Origin of the sequence: Lysobacter sp. CCNWLW3, assembly GCF_036697405.1 — a bacterium.
GTDB lineage: Bacteria > Pseudomonadota > Gammaproteobacteria > Xanthomonadales > Xanthomonadaceae > Lysobacter.
This window is the reverse complement of the sequence record NZ_JBAHWA010000003.1, coordinates 226,235-241,563: the sequence shown is the minus strand read 5'-3', so window position 1 is coordinate 241,563 and position 15,329 is coordinate 226,235. Positions and strand designations below refer to the sequence as shown.

Sequence of the window (15,329 nt, the reverse complement as noted above, 5' to 3'; positions counted from 1 at the left end):
GTACCCGGCGGCGCATCCGTGACGAGGTTGGCCGAGATTCTCGCGCCGCCTCCATAAGCGTCTGCGCATGCCCTAGCATTCGCTGGTTCCGGTGCCGTGCATGGCCGGACCCGCCGGGCGCCGGTGCGCCTGCCCAGAGCGATGTGACCATGCGGAATATCGGCGTTCCAACCTTGTACGAATGGCTGGGCGGCATCGACGCGCTCAAGCGGCTGACCGTGCGCTTCTACGAGCATGTGCGCGCGGACGATTTATTGGGCCCCGTGTTCATGCACATGGGCGCGGATCATCCGGCGCACGTCGCGGCCTTCCTCGCCGAGGTGCTGGGCGGCCCGGACGATTACTCGCGCGAACATGGCGGGCATCCGCAGATGATCCAGCACCATCTCAACCGGCACCTCGGACAGGATCAGCGCCGGCGCTGGGTCGGCCTGCTGCTGGAAACCGCGGACGAGTTGGGCATGCCGGACGATCCGGAGTTCCGCTCCGCGCTGGTGGGCTATCTGGAGTGGGGTTCGCGTCTGGCGGTGATCAATTCGCAAGCCGGCGCCAGCGTCGATGCCGATGCGCCCATGCCGAAGTGGGGCTGGGGCGAGGTCAAGGGGCCGTACACCGGCGGCTGAGCGTTCGCGGGCTTGCCGGCTCGGCGCAGGGCGGTGGCGAAGGGTCCGCTTCGCCGCCGCGAGCCTGGCCATCGGAGTTGGGGGAAGCGGGGCGCGGCTCGGCCGCTCCTCGGGACTCGCCCCGCTGTTTCGCGCGGCCCTGGCGCGGAACCGTCGCACGGCGCTGGTGGCAGCCGGCCGCGCGCGGGTCTGTTGTTACTGGCCAGGAGGCGGCGTGAGTTTCAAGAGCCGCGCGCTGCTGCCGTCCTCCAGCACCCAGATCGCGCCGTCAGGCCCTTGCTCGACCTCGCGGATGCGCGCGCCCATCGGGTGCCGCTTGTACTCGTATGCGCCGGTGCCGTCGAACTGGACCCGCACCAGGGCCTGCGAGGCGAGGCCGCCGATGAAGCCCTGGCCGCGGAAGTAGGGGAACAGATCGCCGCTGTAGATGATGAAGCCGGCGGGCGCGATCACCGGTGTCCAGGACACTTCCGGGGCGTTGAACTCCGGCCGCGTCGAATGGTCGGGAATGGGCCTGCCGTCGTAGTGGTCGCCGTTGGAGACGATGGGCCAGCCGTAGTTGGTGCCGCGCTCGATCAGGTTGAGTTCGTCGCCGCCGGCCGGGCCCATCTCGTGGGTCCATAGGCGCCCGGCCGCATCGAAGGCGATGCCCAGCGGATTGCGATGGCCCAGGGTCCAGACCTGCGCGGCGACGCCGCCGACGGCGACGAAGGGGTTGTCGGCGGGAATCGAGCCGTCGGCGTTGAGGCGAATCACTTTGCCCAGGTTCTGCTGCATGCTTTGCGCGGGGGTGAACAACTGGCGATCGCCCGAAGTGATCCACAGTTTGCCGTCGGGGCCGAAGGCGATGCGGTGGCTGTAGTGGCCTTCGCCGCTGACCTTGGGCGTCTGCCGCCACAGCACGCGCAGACCCGAAAGGCTGCCGCCGATGCCGCTGGAGTTGAGCGTCAGCTGCGCGCGCGCGACGACGGCGCCGCGCGTGCGGTTGGAGCCGGCTTCGGCATAGCTGAGATAGACATAGCGATTGCTGGAGAACTGCGGGTGCAGCACGACGTCGCCGAGCCCGCCCTGGCCGCCGTAGGCCACCGCGGGCACGCCGGTGATATCGCTGGTTTGTTTGGTGACGGTGTTGAACAGCCGCAGGCGGCGGTTCTTTTCGGTCACCAGCAAGCGCCCGTCGGGCAGGAAGCTCATCGCCCAGGGCTCGTTGAATCGCCCGAACTCGGTGGCGACGAAGGATGGGTCGGGTTCCGCGAGTGTGGAACTGGGGCCGACCTCCTGCGCCGATACGGCGGAGACGGGCGTCGATGCCGTAGCGACAGTTGGCGGAGCGACGCCGGTTCTTTCGCGCGACTCGGATACGGCCGGTGCGATGGCGGCGGATAACGCCGCGACGATCAATGCGGTTGTCAGGTGCTGGCTCATTGCGGTTTCCCCTCGGTCGATGGCCCGTTGTAGCGTGGCGTCAGAGCCGAAAGGTGTGACGCGAACTGCAATTTCGGTGGGCGCGACGAAGGCCTGTAACGAATGGCACATTTGTCTGCGATCAGCCGATTGCGTGCGGCACACTCGTGGTGCAGTCGACCGAAATCATCGCTTGGCCAGCGCGTGATCGCCCTCGTGTTCGCCGCTTCCGGCAGCGTGCATCAGCGCATCCGCCGAGCCTCGGCGCGCCCATCATGGCGATGCGACCGAGCAAATAGACCTCCACCTGCGTCTCGTGCGAATAGGCAATCGGCATCGATGCGTTCAATCGCCCGACTGTGCGCGCCTGCGAACACGTATGCACGGAGGACTCGCCGAATCGGGTACTCGCCCACATGGGCGCGGATCATGCTCCGCATGTCGTGGCCGTCCTCGCTGGGCGGTCGGACGCGTTACGGACGGAGCGAGTTGATCATTGGTCGTGCGGACGAGTCGGGCATGCGCGGACGGTGCGGAGTTCGGCGCCATGCGAATCGACTGTCTCGGATGGGTTCGGCGCGGGCGGCGATCGGATCGCGGCTTGGCGCTGCCGTCGACGCGAACCGTCGAAGCTCCCCGTCCTTCCGGTAGCATGCGTCTTGCCTCCGATGCCGGCGCCTCCAGAAGCCCGCGATGCACAAGACCAAGCCCGCCGAAAATCCCGACGCCTACGTCGCCGCGCTGGACGGCTGGCGACGCGAACTGGTCGAGCGCCTGCGTACCGGCGTGCTCGGCGCGGCGAAGCTGGAGGAAGCAGTGAAGTGGGGCCATCTGGTCTACTTCAGCAACGGCCCCGTATTGCTGATCCGCGCCGAGGCGCAGCGGGTGCTGTTCGGCTTCTGGCGCGGCAAACGCCTGCTGGACGTCGAACCCCGACTCAAGCCGGGCGGCAAGTACGAACTGGCCACCCTGGATCTGCGAGAGGGCATGACGATCGCGGCGACGACCGTGCGCAAACTGACCAAGCAGGCGGTGGCGTTGAACCATAGCGTGGGTAATCCCACCGAAGCCTCCAGGAACGACTGATCGCACCACCGTTGAGCGAGTCGAATGCGAGCGAAACGTAAGCTGCGCAGGGCGGTGGCGGGCAGCGTTGATCCAGGCCGTCGCGCAGATCCAGTCGCGCGACTACGAGTTCATCGATCTGGCCGAGGGCAAGGTGCACCAACCGGATCCGCTGCAATGGGATCGGTACGTGACCGGGGTCTGGCCGGAGTTCGCGTGCATTTCCCCAGCCAGGCCAAGGTCATGGCCGGCTTGGCCTCGCCCGATTGGCGGTGCTTCGGGCCGTTCGCCGCCTACGAGCCGTCGGTGCCGAACTGAGGTGACGCGCGAACGAAGACGTTCGATGGGCGGCGATGGCCGTGGGGCCGCGGTGGGGCGGTAAACTGCCGCACGCGATTCGGTCCTCCCGGCGAAGTCGGTTCGGACGCGATCGCATCGAGTGCGGGACGAAAGAGCGGAGACCCGTTGCGTGCGCCTTACCAAAATACTTTTCGGTCTGTCCGACCTGTGCGCCTGGATGTTGATGACGGTCGCGGTGCTGGGGGCGGTGGCGGTGCTGTTCCTGGGGCCGGCGCCGGACGCCAAGCCGGTTTCGTCGCTGGAATCGATGGCGCTGTCGCTGCTGTGGGTGCTGGTCGCGGCGGGCGCCTATCTGCTCACCCGGCGTCGGCCTTTGGGCTTGTTGCTGGTGATCCTTCCGGTGTTCGTTTGGTTGGTCCAGGGCGATGCGGTTCCAGCGCTGGCCTACGCTGCCTTCGCCTTGCTGGTATTCGCGACGCCGCTGATCCTGGTCTGGCGGGAAGTGCGTCGCGGCGCCTGACACGATCGGATCCTCGGCGCCGCGTCGATGCGCGCCGGCCGCGGATGAACGGCCGTCGGCCGCGCGGCCGACAAGCGGTAGCTCCGGCGGGTCGGGTTCTGTGTTTGCCTTGGGCGGCCGATGCCGCGCCTGCGGACCGGCGCCCATACGCCCACAAGGAGGCCAGGCATGAAAACGCAGATGAAGCGAGCGGCGTTCGCAATCACGGTCGTGCTGGCGGCATCGCTGACGATGCCGTCGGCTTCGGCGCAGCGCACGTGCGCGGAACTGGTCGATTGCGCGGAAGGCACGATCGCCATCGGCGAACCGCCGCAGTGCGCCTGCGAGAAGGCGCCGCCGCCGCGCGTGCCGCTGACCTGCGAAAGCAATTTCGGTTGCGCTGACGGCAATCAGGTCGGCGTGGGCGAGTGGCCCGAATGCGGCTGCCGCGATCTGAGCACGCCGCAGCCCGCGCCGGGCGATACCCCGCCGCGGACCGATCGCGGCCCCGGCCCGCTCGACAGTCTGGGCGGCGTGGACACCTGCAAGCAGTTCCTGAAATGCGCGCCGGGCTTCGAGATGCTGCTATGGAACGGCCGCTGCGTGTGCGGCGAAACCATGCTGCCGCCGCCGGTGCGATGAGGCTTGGCGGTCGAGGCGCCGCCCTGGCTTCCTGTGGGAGCGGCGTGAGCCGCGATGGCGCCACCTCGCCTGCAGGGTCAGGGGCCGGCCGCCGTGGTGCTGCCGATCTGGGTCTCGACCCGGCCCGGCGCGATCGTGTCCAGGTTCTCCTGGGTCAGCCGGTGTAGATCGGTCTTGCCGCCGGTGGGCGCGGCCGCAGCGGACGGCAGGACCAGGAGCCGGGCGAGGGCGGCGAGCGGGCGCTGGGCGGGGACATGGCGGGGCTTCTCCAGTGGCGAGGGCCAGCGGATGATCCGCACCGCCGGCCGCCCGGCAGCAGTTGCCGAAGGCCACCCCGGCGGGGCGGGCCAGACGGGCGGGGTGTCGGGACCCGGTCCAGGCCCCGGATCGGCCCAGTCCGGCCCCGCAAAGCCCGTCCCTGCGGGCTCTCAGGCGCTCGTGCCGGTGAACCGGACCTACCCGCGAGCGGGGCTTTTCCCGACACGGCGCCGGGCGACGGCCCGACGGTCCTGGGCCGGCGGTTATACTTCACTATCTATCGCCCGCTTTCGGCGACAACTTAAGGACCCGCATCCTCATGGCACGTGGCATCAATAAGGTCATCCTGGTCGGCAACCTCGGCAACGACCCCGAAACCAAGTACACCCAGGGCGGCATGGCCGTGACCACGCTCAGCTTGGCCACGACCAGCGTGCGCAAGGACAAGGACGGCAACACCCAGGAGCGCACCGAGTGGCACCGGGTCAAGCTGTTCGGCAAGCTCGGCGAGATCGCCGGCGAATACCTGCGCAAGGGCCGCCAGGTCTACATCGAAGGCTCGATCCGCTACGACAAGTTCACCGGCCAGGACGGCGTCGAGAAGTACTTCACCGATATCGTCGCCGACGACATGCAGATGCTTGGCGGTCCGGGCGGCGAAGGTGGCGGCGGCGGCGGTGGCGGTCGCGAATTCCGCGGCGGTGGCGGTGGCGGCGAACGCGCCGCGCGACCGTCCGGCGGTGGTGGTGGTGGTGGCTACGGTGGCGGCGGCCGTCAGGAATCGGCTCCGCGCCGCGATGCGCCCCCGGCCAAGTCCAACGACTTCGGCGACGACTTCGCGGACGACGACATCCCGTTCTGATCCCGGCCGCAAACCGGTGTATCGAGTCGGAAAGGCCTGCTTTTGCAGGCCTTTTCGCTTTTCCGGTCCTGGCAGGCCGCGGCGGGCCCGGGGCTCGCACCGTCAGGCCGCTCTGATACGCATCCCTAGCCGGGAGGTGGGCAATAGGATTTCGCCCTAGTGTGCTCGGAAGGGGAGCATCTCCCATTCTTTGGGCTGACGCGGCAACGCCCCCGTGGCCGCCAGTACCCGCGGCGGGCAGCCATGGAACGCGAGCCGCTACGCCTGAACCGCGCTCAAGACGATCGACCCGTTCCGATAGGGCGCTGACGAGCCGCGCTCGGGACTTTATCCGGCTACGCCGGGGCTTGCGCCTGCGGCCCTTGTTTATAAGATCGAGGGCATGCGACGGCAAACGGCTATGACATGGTGCTGGGTCAGCGCTTGGTGGCTGCTTTCCGGGCTGGTATGGACCCGGCAGATGTACGAGGCCTTCTCCGGGCAAGTCGCTTGGTCCTACTTGCTGCGCACGGAAATGGCCAAGGCCGTGCTGTGGATCCCTTTCACCGTGTTCCTGTTCTGGTGGACGGGTCGCCATGCGATCGAGCGCGGCGTCGCCTTGCGTTCGATCGCATGGCTGAGCCTGGCCGTCGCCGGGGTGATCGTGCTGCGCGCGGTGTGCATGGCGGCGTTCAATCCATGGGTGGGCTGGTATGCGCAGCTGCCGGAATGGCCCGCCTTGCTGCGCACGAGCTTCTTCAGCAATTTCCTTACCGCCTGGATGATCGTCGGCGTGGCGCACGCGCTTTTGTTCGCGCGCCGCGAACGGCAGCGGCGCCAGCAGCACGCGGAGCTGCAGTCGCAGCTGTCCAGGGCGCGCTTCGAGGCGCTCGCGGCTCGGCTCGACCCGCACTTCCTGTTCAATGCCCTCCATTCCATCAGCGAGGTGATGCACCGCGATGTGAATGCGGCCGACCGCATGGTGGTGGGGCTTGGAGGCCTGTTGCGGCAAAGCATCGACGCCGGGGCGGCCCAGCAGACCACGCTGGGCGATCAGATCGAATTGGTGGAAGACTACGTGGCGATCGAACAGGTACGGCTGGGGGCGCGCCTGCGCTTCTCCCTGGAGGCGGACGGCGCCCTGTACTCGGTCATGGTGCCGCGGTTGCTGTTGCAGCCCCTGGTGGAGAACGCGATCCGCTACGCAGTGGCCACGCGCACGACGCCCGGCCATATTCGCCTGGCCGCGCAAAGCCGCGGGGACCGCTTGCTCATCGAAGTCTGCGACGATGGGGACGGCCGGGCGGTCGCGGAACCCGGGCATGGGCTGGGGCTGGCGAGCGCGCGCGCGCAGCTGCAATACCTTTATGGCGAGGACTTCCGCTTCGAGGTGCGGACATCGCCGGGAACCGGAACCCGCGTCGATATCGACCTGCCTTTGCGCCGGATCGAGCAGGCCGCATGAGCGAGCGTATCCGCGCCATCGTCGTGGACGACGAGCCGATGGCCCTGGCGCGCCTGGCGCGTCTGCTGCGCGAGGAGGGCGGCGTCGAGGTCGTCGCCGAATGCGAGGACGGCGTTTCCGCCGTCGCTGCGCTGCGCTCGCAGCGCCCCGATGTCGCCTTCCTCGATATCCGCATGCCCGAAATGGACGGACTGCATGTCTCGGCCGACGCCGTTGCGTCCGGTACCTGCGTCGTGTACGTGACGGCGCATTCCGAGCACGCGGTCCACGCCTTCGAAACCGACGCGGTCGACTATTTGCTCAAGCCCTTCACCGCAGGGCGCCTGCAGGCCGCGCTCGCGCGCCTGCGCGCGCGCATGATCGCGCGCAAGAGCGCCTTTCCCGAACGCCTGTTGCTGCAGGCCGGAGCGCGTCAGCGACTGGTGCCGGTGCAGGCCATAGACTCGCTGCTGGCGAGCGCCAACTACGTCGAAGTGCATTGCGGGCAGGAGCGGCACTTGGCGCGCGACACCCTGAACGCCCTCGAGGCCAAACTGGATCCGGTGCGGTTCGTGCGCATCCATCGCTCGCACGTGGTTCGGATCGACGCCGTGCGCGATGTGGAGCTGCTGCCGTCGGGGCAGTATCTGCTGCGTCTGCACAACGGCCAGAAGCTGTCCAGCGGGCGCAGTTATCGCGATCGGCTACGGACAGCGCTCGGGCTGGCGGGCCCGGGCTCTTCGCGTTCGCCCGGCGCCTAGACCGGCGTGCGCCGGGCATGCGCGGTCGCGGCGCAGGCGAACGTTTCTAGACGCCCCAGAGCGCCCGCGCTTCTTCGGCGACCAGTTCCGGCATTTCCTCCGGCCAGAACAGCTTTCCTCCCTCGGCCAGGCGAATGCCGCGGGACCCCGGCAGGGTCCTGTCGAGCCAGTTCGCCCATTCGACCGGGAACAGCGGATCCGCCGTTCCCCAGACCATGCGCGTCGGCGTGCTCAGGCGGCGCAGGTCGGGTTCGATCGAAAGCAAGGGATTGGGATCGAGATCCGCCAGGTAGCGGTTGAGCTGCGACTCGCGCAGCGGCGACGCGACCAGGGGCCGGAAGTAGTAGTCGATGGCTTCGTCCGAGACCTTCTCCGGGTACATGTAGGCGGAGCCGACGATGCCCTTCTCGGAGCGGGCGTAAGCGCGGTCGTCCAGGTGCCGCCGCATCTTCGGATGGTAGCTGCCGGCCTTGGCGGCCTCGATCGAATTGCGCATCTGCACCGGCGGGCAGTTCTCGTGCACGTCGCAGTTCGTCAGCAGCATCGTGCGGACCCGGTCCGGATGCTGCACGGCGAAGAGCTGCGCGATCGTCCCGCCGCTGTCGTTGGCGACCAGGTCGACGGCGTCGATCGACAGCGCGTCCAGAAACGCGACCAGCATGTCGGCTTGCGCCTGCGGCGATAGCGACTGCTGCGCCAGCGTCTCCGTATAGCCCATCCCCATGAAATCCGGGGCGATAGATCGCCGGTGGGCCCGCAGGCGCTCCAGCGATCCGCGCCAATGGAAACCGTTCAAAGGCAGGCCGTGCAGGAACAAGGCCGCCGGCCCCGCGCCTTGTTCGACGTAGGCGATGCGTCCGTAAGGGGTTCGGGCGAAGCGTCGAAGCCGGGCGAACGCCGCGGCATCCAGAACGGCCTCGTCGGCGCGCGGCGCCGGCGCCGTGCGGCAGGCGGGCAGGGCCGCGATGCTGGCGACGCTCGCGCAAGCGCCCAGGAAGTTTCGTCGGTTCATGTCTGCTCCTTGCCGCGGACGGCATCGTCGATCGGATGCGGGAGACGCTGCGTTTTCAGGCAGCGGCTGCACTGATGCGATGTCCGCGTCGCGCAATCAAGACGTTTGGGACGAACGACAGGAATCCGGGCGCGAGCGTCGGGCGATCGCCAGGGCACGCTTCAGGTCGACGGGCGCGGCGGCTCGGCCGTCGGTCGGCCAACGCGGGCGCAGTGAGGTGCCGAAACGTTTTCCGCCGCGCCGGGCTGGGGCGCAGCCGCGAGGCCGCCGCTTCCAGGGCCGCACGTTCCCGCTTGGCGCCACGCTGCCTCATGCGGCCGACGTGCGATGGCGTGATCGGTACGCGGCGGGCACGGGCTGCCCGCGCGACTCAGTAGCGATCGCCGGCCTGGCGTTTAGGGTAGGTCCCCTCGGCCTTGGCGGTGGCGACGATCTTGCGCGCGAGCGCCTGCGCCTCGCGGTTCAGTCCGGAGTCGGGGTGGTAGAGATTGAGGTCGGGCGGATCGTCGATCGGACGGTGCAGCTTCGGTGGCGACTGCGTCGATGCGGCTCTGGCGGCCCGTTCCAGCTCGCGCTCCCGCATGCGCTTGGCGTCGGCGCATCGTTGTTCCTCCGGGCTTGGGTTCCAGTTCAAGACGCCTCGGCGGCGTGCGTCGATCTCGGCGCAGGCGGCCGCATAGGCCTTCTCGTCGCCTGCCAGCCGTTCCGCGTCGGCGCGCGCGAGATCGATGCGGCGTTGCGAGCATGCGGAGTAGAGCGCCAGGCCGCGCTCCTGCTCCGGGGTGGTAGCGCAGGCCGCGTCCAGCGTCTTTGGGTCCGCGAGCAGGCGCTCGACCGCGCGCGCCGCGCGCGTGCGCTCCGAGCCGTCGCAGGCCAGGGTGGCGTAGCTGGCGCGATCCTCGGGCCGCCCGGCATCGGCGCAGACGATCTTGTGCGCGACGTCGTCCTCGGTCAGCAACTTCTCCAATTGCGATCCGAGCAGGGTCTGGAACGAAATGCAGGCATAGAACAACGGCCCTTGCTGCGACTGCTGCGGGGTCGCTTGGCAATCCGCGGCGACCTTGCCGGCCTGGCGCAATGCGAGTTCATGGCCGGCCTTTTCGTCGCGTTGGCCCTGCGACATCAGGCAGGCCTGCGCCAGACCGAGCGGACGCTGGCCTTCCGGCGTCGCCTGGCACTGGCGTTCGAGTTCCTCGGGATGCTCGCGCAAGCGCGCCGCTTCCTGGAATGCGGCCGCGGAGGCGGCGCTTTCCTGCTGGCGTCGTTCGCAGGCGGCGCGCGCATTGTCCGTCATCGGCCCGTACGGGGGCGGCAAGGGCCCGCCCCCGCAGACCTTGCTGGCCCATTTGTCGGACGACATTCCGACCGGGAAGCGATCGTCGTCGCGCGCTTCGATGGCCTCGCCCAGATCGGCGATGGCCGGCCCCATCGAACGCAGGGATTGCGCGGTCTCGGAATCGGGGTCGTTGCGCAGGGAGGCGACGATCGAGTCCAGCAGCGAGTGCGCCTCGTCGAAGCGGCCAAGCTCACGCAGCGCATTGGCCACGTAGAAGCGCGCCACGCGCTTGTTCGCCTCGGGCGTGTCGAAGCCATCGATCAATGCCGGGCCTTCGTCGACCAGGCGCGTCACCCGCCGCTTGCGTTCGGCCGGGTCGACGGTCGCCCAACTGCCGCGCCTGAGCAGTTCCCAGCGCGTCTGCGCCGGCAATCCCAGGCGGGTGGCCAGCCATTGCGCGCCGTCGTGGCGGCTGTATTCGCGCTGCCTGCGGAACTCGGCGCTCTTGAGCAGCGCGGGCAGTTGCGCGAGCTGCTCGGGTGTGTAGTCCAGGTACGAGAGTTTCGAAGATTCGTCCGTGCCGAGATAGTCCGGGATCAACAGCAGCCCGTTGCCAGGACACTCCGGGATCTGCGCATCGATGTGGACATCGCCGAGCCAGCTTCCGTCGGCGAACGCCACCAGCGCCAGCGAGAAGTAGCCCACGTCCTGGGAAAACTCGGCGCCGCCCAGAGGACATACGAACCGGCGGACATCGAATTGGGTGGTTTCCTCGGCGGATGGCGCGGCGGCCCGGCCAGGTGTGGGAATCAGCGTCGCGATCGCCATGAGAGCGGCGGACAGCGCAATGGTCGACGGCGAAGCACGTTTCATACGGTTACCGTGTTTGAAGCCCAAGGACGTATTGGCGACGCAGGTGCGATCGAATCGCTACGGCAGCGGGCCGGGCTTGCTCGGGCTGTCGTTGGGATCCCGCGCCGGACCCCGGCCCATACCAGTGCGGCCGGCGGCGCAGGGCGACAGTATCGGAGATGGAGAGCGGACGGTAGGAGCATCGCAGCGACGCCGGCCCGGGATGGAAATCGTGGCCGGCCCGACTATTGCCTGGGCAGGCGGCCGCGAGCAACGCGCTCAGGCCGCGCCGTCGTCCGCGTCCGCCGCGCGCTCGCGTCCGGCCACCACGCCGGTGGCGGCGAGGTCGCCGGTGACGTTGCCCAGGGTGGCGAACACGTCGGGGATGGTGTCGACCGCCAACAACAGGCCCATCGGTTCCACCGGCAGTCCGGCGGCCTGCACCACCGGCATATTGGTCGCCATGAAACTGACCTGGCCGGGCAGGCCCACCGAGCCCAGGCTGATCACCACCGCCAGCGCGGCGCAGCCGGCCAGCTGTGCGGCGCTCAGGTCGACGCCGTAGATCCAGGCCACGAAGGCGGTCACGCCGATGTACTGGATCGGGCTGGTCATGCGGAACAGCGACACCGCCATCGGCAGCACCAGCGAGGCGATCTCCAATGGGTAGCCCAGGCGCACGCGCGCGCTGTCCACCATCGCCGGCAACGAGGCCAGCGAGGATTGGGTGCTCGCCGCGATGGTCTGCGCCGGCAGCACGCCGGCGGCGAAGCGCCGCAGCGGCGTGCCCGAGGCGGCCGCGACCAGGTACAGCATCAGGGTCACCGAGATGTACAGCGTGCACTGCAGCGCGATGTAGTAGCCGACCGCGCCCAGCATGCTCACGCCGACATGGGCGCAGACCGCGAACATCAGCGCGAACACGCCCAGCGGGGCGATCCACAGCAGCCAGCGCACGATCACGATCATGGTGTCGGCGATGGCCTGGAACAGTTCGACCAGGCGCGCGCGCCGGGCCGGATCGATGCGGGTCAGGGCGAAGCCGAAGAACAGCGCGAACACCACCAGCGGCAGCATCGCGCTGGCCGCGGCAGCCGCGATCACGTTGCTGGGAATCACCGCCGTCAGCCAGTCGCCCAGGGCCGGCGGCGCGACGGTCGGCGCCGAGGTGGCGGTGCGGAACGCCTGCACCAGCGCTTCGTCGCGCGGCAGCAGCGACAGCAGGGCCGGGGCGGCGATCGCGGCGAAGGCCGCGCCCAGGCTCAGCAGCACGATGAAGACCACCATGGCGCGGCGCGCCGTGCGGCCGGACGCGGCCGCGTCGCTGGCCGAGGTCACGCCGATCACCACCAGCGACACCACCAGCGGCACCACCGTCATCTGCAGGGCGTTGAGCCAGAGCTTGCCGATCGGCTGCATCACCGCCGCCGCGCCGTGGGCCGCCTCGGGCGCGAGCGCGACCAGGATCAGACCGGCGGCGGCGCCGGCGATCAGGGCGAGCAGAACGCGGGTGGTCATCGACATGCGGGTTGGGGCTCCCAAGGAGGGTGGAAGAAGGCGCGGCCTGGGCTAGGGCGCGGGCAGGTGCCAATCCTGCCGCAGTCGGCGCAGTTCCGCTTCGGGCAGCAGCACGAACACCGGATGCCGCTGCGGACGCAGCCAGGCCAGCAGGGCCTCCATCGCCGGGTCGGCCATCGCGGTGCAGCCCGCGGTGGGCTCGCCGGGCGCCTTCCACAGGTGGGCGAAGATGCAGCTGCCGGCACCGGCCTGGCGCTGCGGGTTGTGCTCGATCACCAAGCCCAGCCGGTAGCGCTGATCGCCGCCGGCGTGCAGGTCGCGGCGCATGGGCTCGGTGGATTCGGCAACCGCGGCCTGGCCGACCTGTCCGGCGTCGACGATGCGGTTGTACAAAGGCGAGGCGTTGACGTCGATGCAATAGTCGTCGGCGCCCATGGCCTGGTAGGGCATCGGCGTCGCGGCGCTGGCGCCGTAGCCGAACGCGGTGCCGAGCGCGAACACGCCGGCCGGCGCGCGGCCGTCGCCTTCGCGCTTCTGCGGGCCCTCGCTCTGGCTGGGATGCAGGCCCAGGCCCCAGGCGCTGCCGTTGCGGCCGACCGTGACCGGCGTGGCCGCGCCGACCTCGCGCCAGGCGCCGCCGTCGCGTTGGTAGCGACGCAGGCGGCCCGCGCTGGCATCCCAGCCATCGGTGGTCACCAGCACCAGCTGGCGGGCGTTGTTCCAGGGCACGGACACCTCCGTCGCCGGCCGGCTGGCGCAGGCGGCCAAGGCGAGCAGGGCGGGCATCAGCAGCAGGGTGGGTAAGGGAATGCGCATGCGGCCTCGGGGTGGCGTCAGCTGTCGAGCAGATCCTGCATGCGTTCGAGGTTGAGGTCGAGCTGGCGGCGCCGGCCCTCGTGGGCGTCGCACAGCAGCACGAAGATCAGGTCCAGCAGATGCTGCAGCGCCGACTGGTACAGCAGCGGCTCGATGTGCCGGCGCTCGTCGTGCGCCGACACCACCAGGGCGATGTCGGCATGCGCGCGCAACGGATTGGGGGTGTGGCGGGTCACGGTGACGACCTGGCCCACGCGTTCGCGGAAGCGCCGGCCGATCTGGCACAGCGCCGGCTGCCGGCCGTGCTCGGAGAACAGCAGCAGCACGTCGCCCGCGGCCGCGCTGGAAATGCCGGCCTGCATCAGCATCGCGTCGACGTAATGCACGGTGACGATGCCCAGCATCGACAGCCGTGTCGCGAACGCGCGTGCCGGTATGCCGTCCTCGCCCAGGCCGATGATGTAGACCTTGCCGGCGCGCTCGATCGCGGCGGCGATCGCGTCGATGCGCTCGGCCGGGTTGATCAGCCGCGTCTCGGCCTCGGCCAGGGCCTTGAGGTGCCACAGGTCCTCGGCCAGCGCGGTGTGCGGATCGTCGGCCGCGGCGGCGGTGGGCGCGTGCTCCTCGCCGTTGCCGTTGCCGCGCGCGACCGCCTCGCCGATCGAGTACTTGAGGTCGGGATAGCCCTTGAAACCGAGTTTCTGACTGAACTTGACCACGCTGGACTGGCTGATGCCCAGGGCGTTGGCCAGTTGCTGCGAGGAGTAGTCGCGCAGCAGGTGGGCGTTGTCGAGCAGGAAATCGCCGATGCGGCGTTCGATCGCCGACATGCGGTCGCGTTCGGCGCGGATTTTCAGCAGCGGCGACATGTGCGGGGCGGTCCTGGGCTCAGCCGGGGAGGGCTTGGAGGCCGCGGATCTCGCGGATCCCCAGGCCGGGGGCGTCGGTGATCGAGATCTCCGACTCGTTGAAGATCACCCCGCCGTCGACCGGATTGAAGGCGCACAGCGAGGGTCCGTCGAGGTCGACCTTGGTGATCACGTCGGCCTTGGCCACCGCCACGTGCACCGCCGCGGCGACGCTGATGCTGGTCTCGATCATGCAGCCGATCATGCACTCCACCCCGTACAGGGAGGCGATGTCGGCGATGCGGATGGCATTGGAGATGCCGCCGGTCTTCATCAGCTTGATATTGATGATGTCGGCGGCGCGCATGCGGATCAGATCGATGACCTCGGTGGGGCCGAACACGCTCTCGTCGGCCATGATCGGAGTATGCACGCGCTCGGTCACGTACTTCATGCCGTCCAGGTCCTGCGCCTTGACCGGCTGCTCGACCAGCTCCAGGCGCACCCCGGCGTCCTCCAGTTGCTGGATCGCGTACACCGCCTGCTTGGCGGTCCAGCCCTGGTTGGCGTCCAGGCGCAACAGGGCGCGGCCTTCCACCGCGGCGTAGATGGCCTTGACCCGCTCGATGTCGACGCCGATGTCCTTGCCGACCTTGATCTTCAGCGACTCGAAGCCGCGTTCGACCGCGCTCATCGAGTCGGCCACCATCTTGTCGATGTAGTCGACGCTGATGGTGATGTCGGTGGCGATGACCGGATCGCCGCCGCCCAGCATCTTGTACAGCGGCGCCCCGTAGAGCTGGCCCCACAGGTCGTACAGCGCGATTTCGACCGCGGCCTTGGCGCTGGTGTTCTTCTCCAGCGCGCCCTGGACCAGCTGGGTCAGGCGGTTGAGGTCGGCGATGTCCTCGCCGATCAGGCGCGGTGCGATGAACTTGCGCACTGCCTCGACGATGGAGCCGTGGGTGTCGCCGGTGATCACCGCGGTGGCCGCGGCCTCGCCGTAGCCGACCTGGCCGCTGTCGGTGTGCACCGAGACGACGATGTCCTCGACCGTGTCGACGGTGCGCAGGGCGGTCTTGAACGGCGTCTTCAGCGGGACGCGCAGCATGCCGAACCGGATATCGGTGATTTTCATGGAACTCCGATCGCTTCGTGGTGGTGGGGCGC

The 15,329-nt window shown here is 69.0% G+C and carries 15 protein-coding genes and 1 pseudogene; 8 read left to right on the top strand and 8 right to left on the bottom strand.

Annotated elements, in window-relative coordinates; all coding sequences use genetic code 11:
* Positions 1 to 149: 149 nt before the first annotated feature.
* Positions 150 to 623, top strand: coding sequence for a group II truncated hemoglobin (locus V1318_RS08465; RefSeq protein WP_332939297.1), 474 nt, complete (start codon positions 150 to 152; stop codon positions 621 to 623).
* 195 nt (positions 624 to 818) lie between these two features.
* On the opposite strand, the pseudogene V1318_RS08460 reads toward V1318_RS08465, so the two are convergent.
* A pseudogene (locus tag V1318_RS08460) lies at positions 819 to 1,859 on the bottom strand (PQQ-dependent sugar dehydrogenase); the annotation flags it as partial.
* An 861-nt stretch (positions 1,860 to 2,720) separates the two neighbouring features.
* Here V1318_RS08460 and V1318_RS08455 point away from each other — a divergent pair.
* The 4 genes from V1318_RS08455 to V1318_RS08440 all read left to right on the top strand — a co-directional run bounded on the left by V1318_RS08455 (position 2,721) and on the right by V1318_RS08440 (position 4,533).
* On the top strand, positions 2,721 to 3,113 hold the full coding sequence (locus V1318_RS08455) for a DUF1801 domain-containing protein (protein WP_332939206.1): 393 nt from the start codon (positions 2,721 to 2,723) through the stop codon (positions 3,111 to 3,113).
* A 156-nt stretch (positions 3,114 to 3,269) separates the two neighbouring features.
* Positions 3,270 to 3,410, top strand: a complete 141-nt coding sequence (locus V1318_RS08450; protein ID WP_332939205.1) for a hypothetical protein — start codon at positions 3,270 to 3,272, stop codon at positions 3,408 to 3,410.
* A 151-nt stretch (positions 3,411 to 3,561) separates the two neighbouring features.
* The gene (locus V1318_RS08445) at positions 3,562 to 3,912 is read left to right on the top strand and encodes a hypothetical protein (protein WP_332939204.1); all 351 of its coding nucleotides are present in this window, start codon (positions 3,562 to 3,564) and stop codon (positions 3,910 to 3,912) included.
* A gap of 120 nt (positions 3,913 to 4,032) precedes the next feature.
* Positions 4,033 to 4,533 carry a hypothetical protein gene (locus tag V1318_RS08440; RefSeq protein WP_332939203.1) on the top strand — a complete coding sequence of 167 codons (501 nt, stop codon included), beginning with the start codon at positions 4,033 to 4,035 and terminating at the stop codon, positions 4,531 to 4,533.
* Between the two features lie 77 nt (positions 4,534 to 4,610).
* On the opposite strand, the gene V1318_RS08435 is transcribed toward V1318_RS08440, so the two are convergent.
* On the bottom strand, positions 4,611 to 4,832 hold the full coding sequence (locus V1318_RS08435; protein ID WP_332939202.1) for a hypothetical protein: 222 nt from the start codon (positions 4,830 to 4,832) through the stop codon (positions 4,611 to 4,613).
* 278 nt (positions 4,833 to 5,110) lie between these two features.
* On the opposite strand from V1318_RS08435, the gene ssb reads away from it, so the two are divergent.
* From ssb to V1318_RS08420, 3 genes are all read left to right on the top strand, one after another.
* Positions 5,111 to 5,653: a single-stranded DNA-binding protein gene (ssb, locus tag V1318_RS08430; RefSeq protein WP_332939201.1), complete on the top strand. Its 543-nt coding sequence runs from the start codon at positions 5,111 to 5,113 to the stop codon at positions 5,651 to 5,653.
* Between the two features lie 460 nt (positions 5,654 to 6,113).
* Entirely contained in the window at positions 6,114 to 7,097 is a 984-nt protein-coding gene (locus V1318_RS08425) for a histidine kinase (RefSeq protein WP_332939200.1), read from the top strand.
* A complete protein-coding gene (locus tag V1318_RS08420) occupies positions 7,094 to 7,837 on the top strand; it encodes a LytTR family DNA-binding domain-containing protein (RefSeq protein WP_332939199.1) in 744 nt (247 codons plus the stop codon). The genes V1318_RS08425 and V1318_RS08420 overlap by 4 nt, the downstream gene beginning before the upstream one ends.
* A gap of 46 nt (positions 7,838 to 7,883) precedes the next feature.
* Here the strand turns inward: V1318_RS08420 and V1318_RS08415 are convergent, their stop codons facing one another.
* The 6 genes from V1318_RS08415 to V1318_RS08390 form a co-directional block, all read right to left on the bottom strand.
* Positions 7,884 to 8,945: an alpha/beta hydrolase gene (locus V1318_RS08415; RefSeq protein ID WP_332939198.1), complete on the bottom strand. Its 1,062-nt coding sequence runs from the start codon at positions 8,943 to 8,945 to the stop codon at positions 7,884 to 7,886.
* A 274-nt stretch (positions 8,946 to 9,219) separates the two neighbouring features.
* Positions 9,220 to 11,022 (bottom strand): hypothetical protein, encoded by a 1,803-nt coding sequence (locus V1318_RS08410; RefSeq protein WP_332939197.1) that lies wholly within the window; start codon positions 11,020 to 11,022, stop codon positions 9,220 to 9,222.
* Between the two features lie 234 nt (positions 11,023 to 11,256).
* Positions 11,257 to 12,501 carry a cation:dicarboxylase symporter family transporter gene (locus tag V1318_RS08405; RefSeq protein ID WP_332939196.1) on the bottom strand — a complete coding sequence of 415 codons (1,245 nt, stop codon included), beginning with the start codon at positions 12,499 to 12,501 and terminating at the stop codon, positions 11,257 to 11,259.
* 45 nt (positions 12,502 to 12,546) lie between these two features.
* Positions 12,547 to 13,281 carry a L,D-transpeptidase family protein gene (locus V1318_RS08400; RefSeq protein WP_332939296.1) on the bottom strand — a complete coding sequence of 245 codons (735 nt, stop codon included), beginning with the start codon at positions 13,279 to 13,281 and terminating at the stop codon, positions 12,547 to 12,549.
* 47 nt (positions 13,282 to 13,328) lie between these two features.
* On the bottom strand, positions 13,329 to 14,180 hold the full coding sequence (locus tag V1318_RS08395; protein WP_332939195.1) for a MurR/RpiR family transcriptional regulator: 852 nt from the start codon (positions 14,178 to 14,180) through the stop codon (positions 13,329 to 13,331).
* A gap of 19 nt (positions 14,181 to 14,199) precedes the next feature.
* Entirely contained in the window at positions 14,200 to 15,297 is a 1,098-nt protein-coding gene (locus V1318_RS08390; RefSeq protein WP_332939194.1) for a dipeptide epimerase, read from the bottom strand.
* Positions 15,298 to 15,329 lie beyond the last annotated feature (32 nt).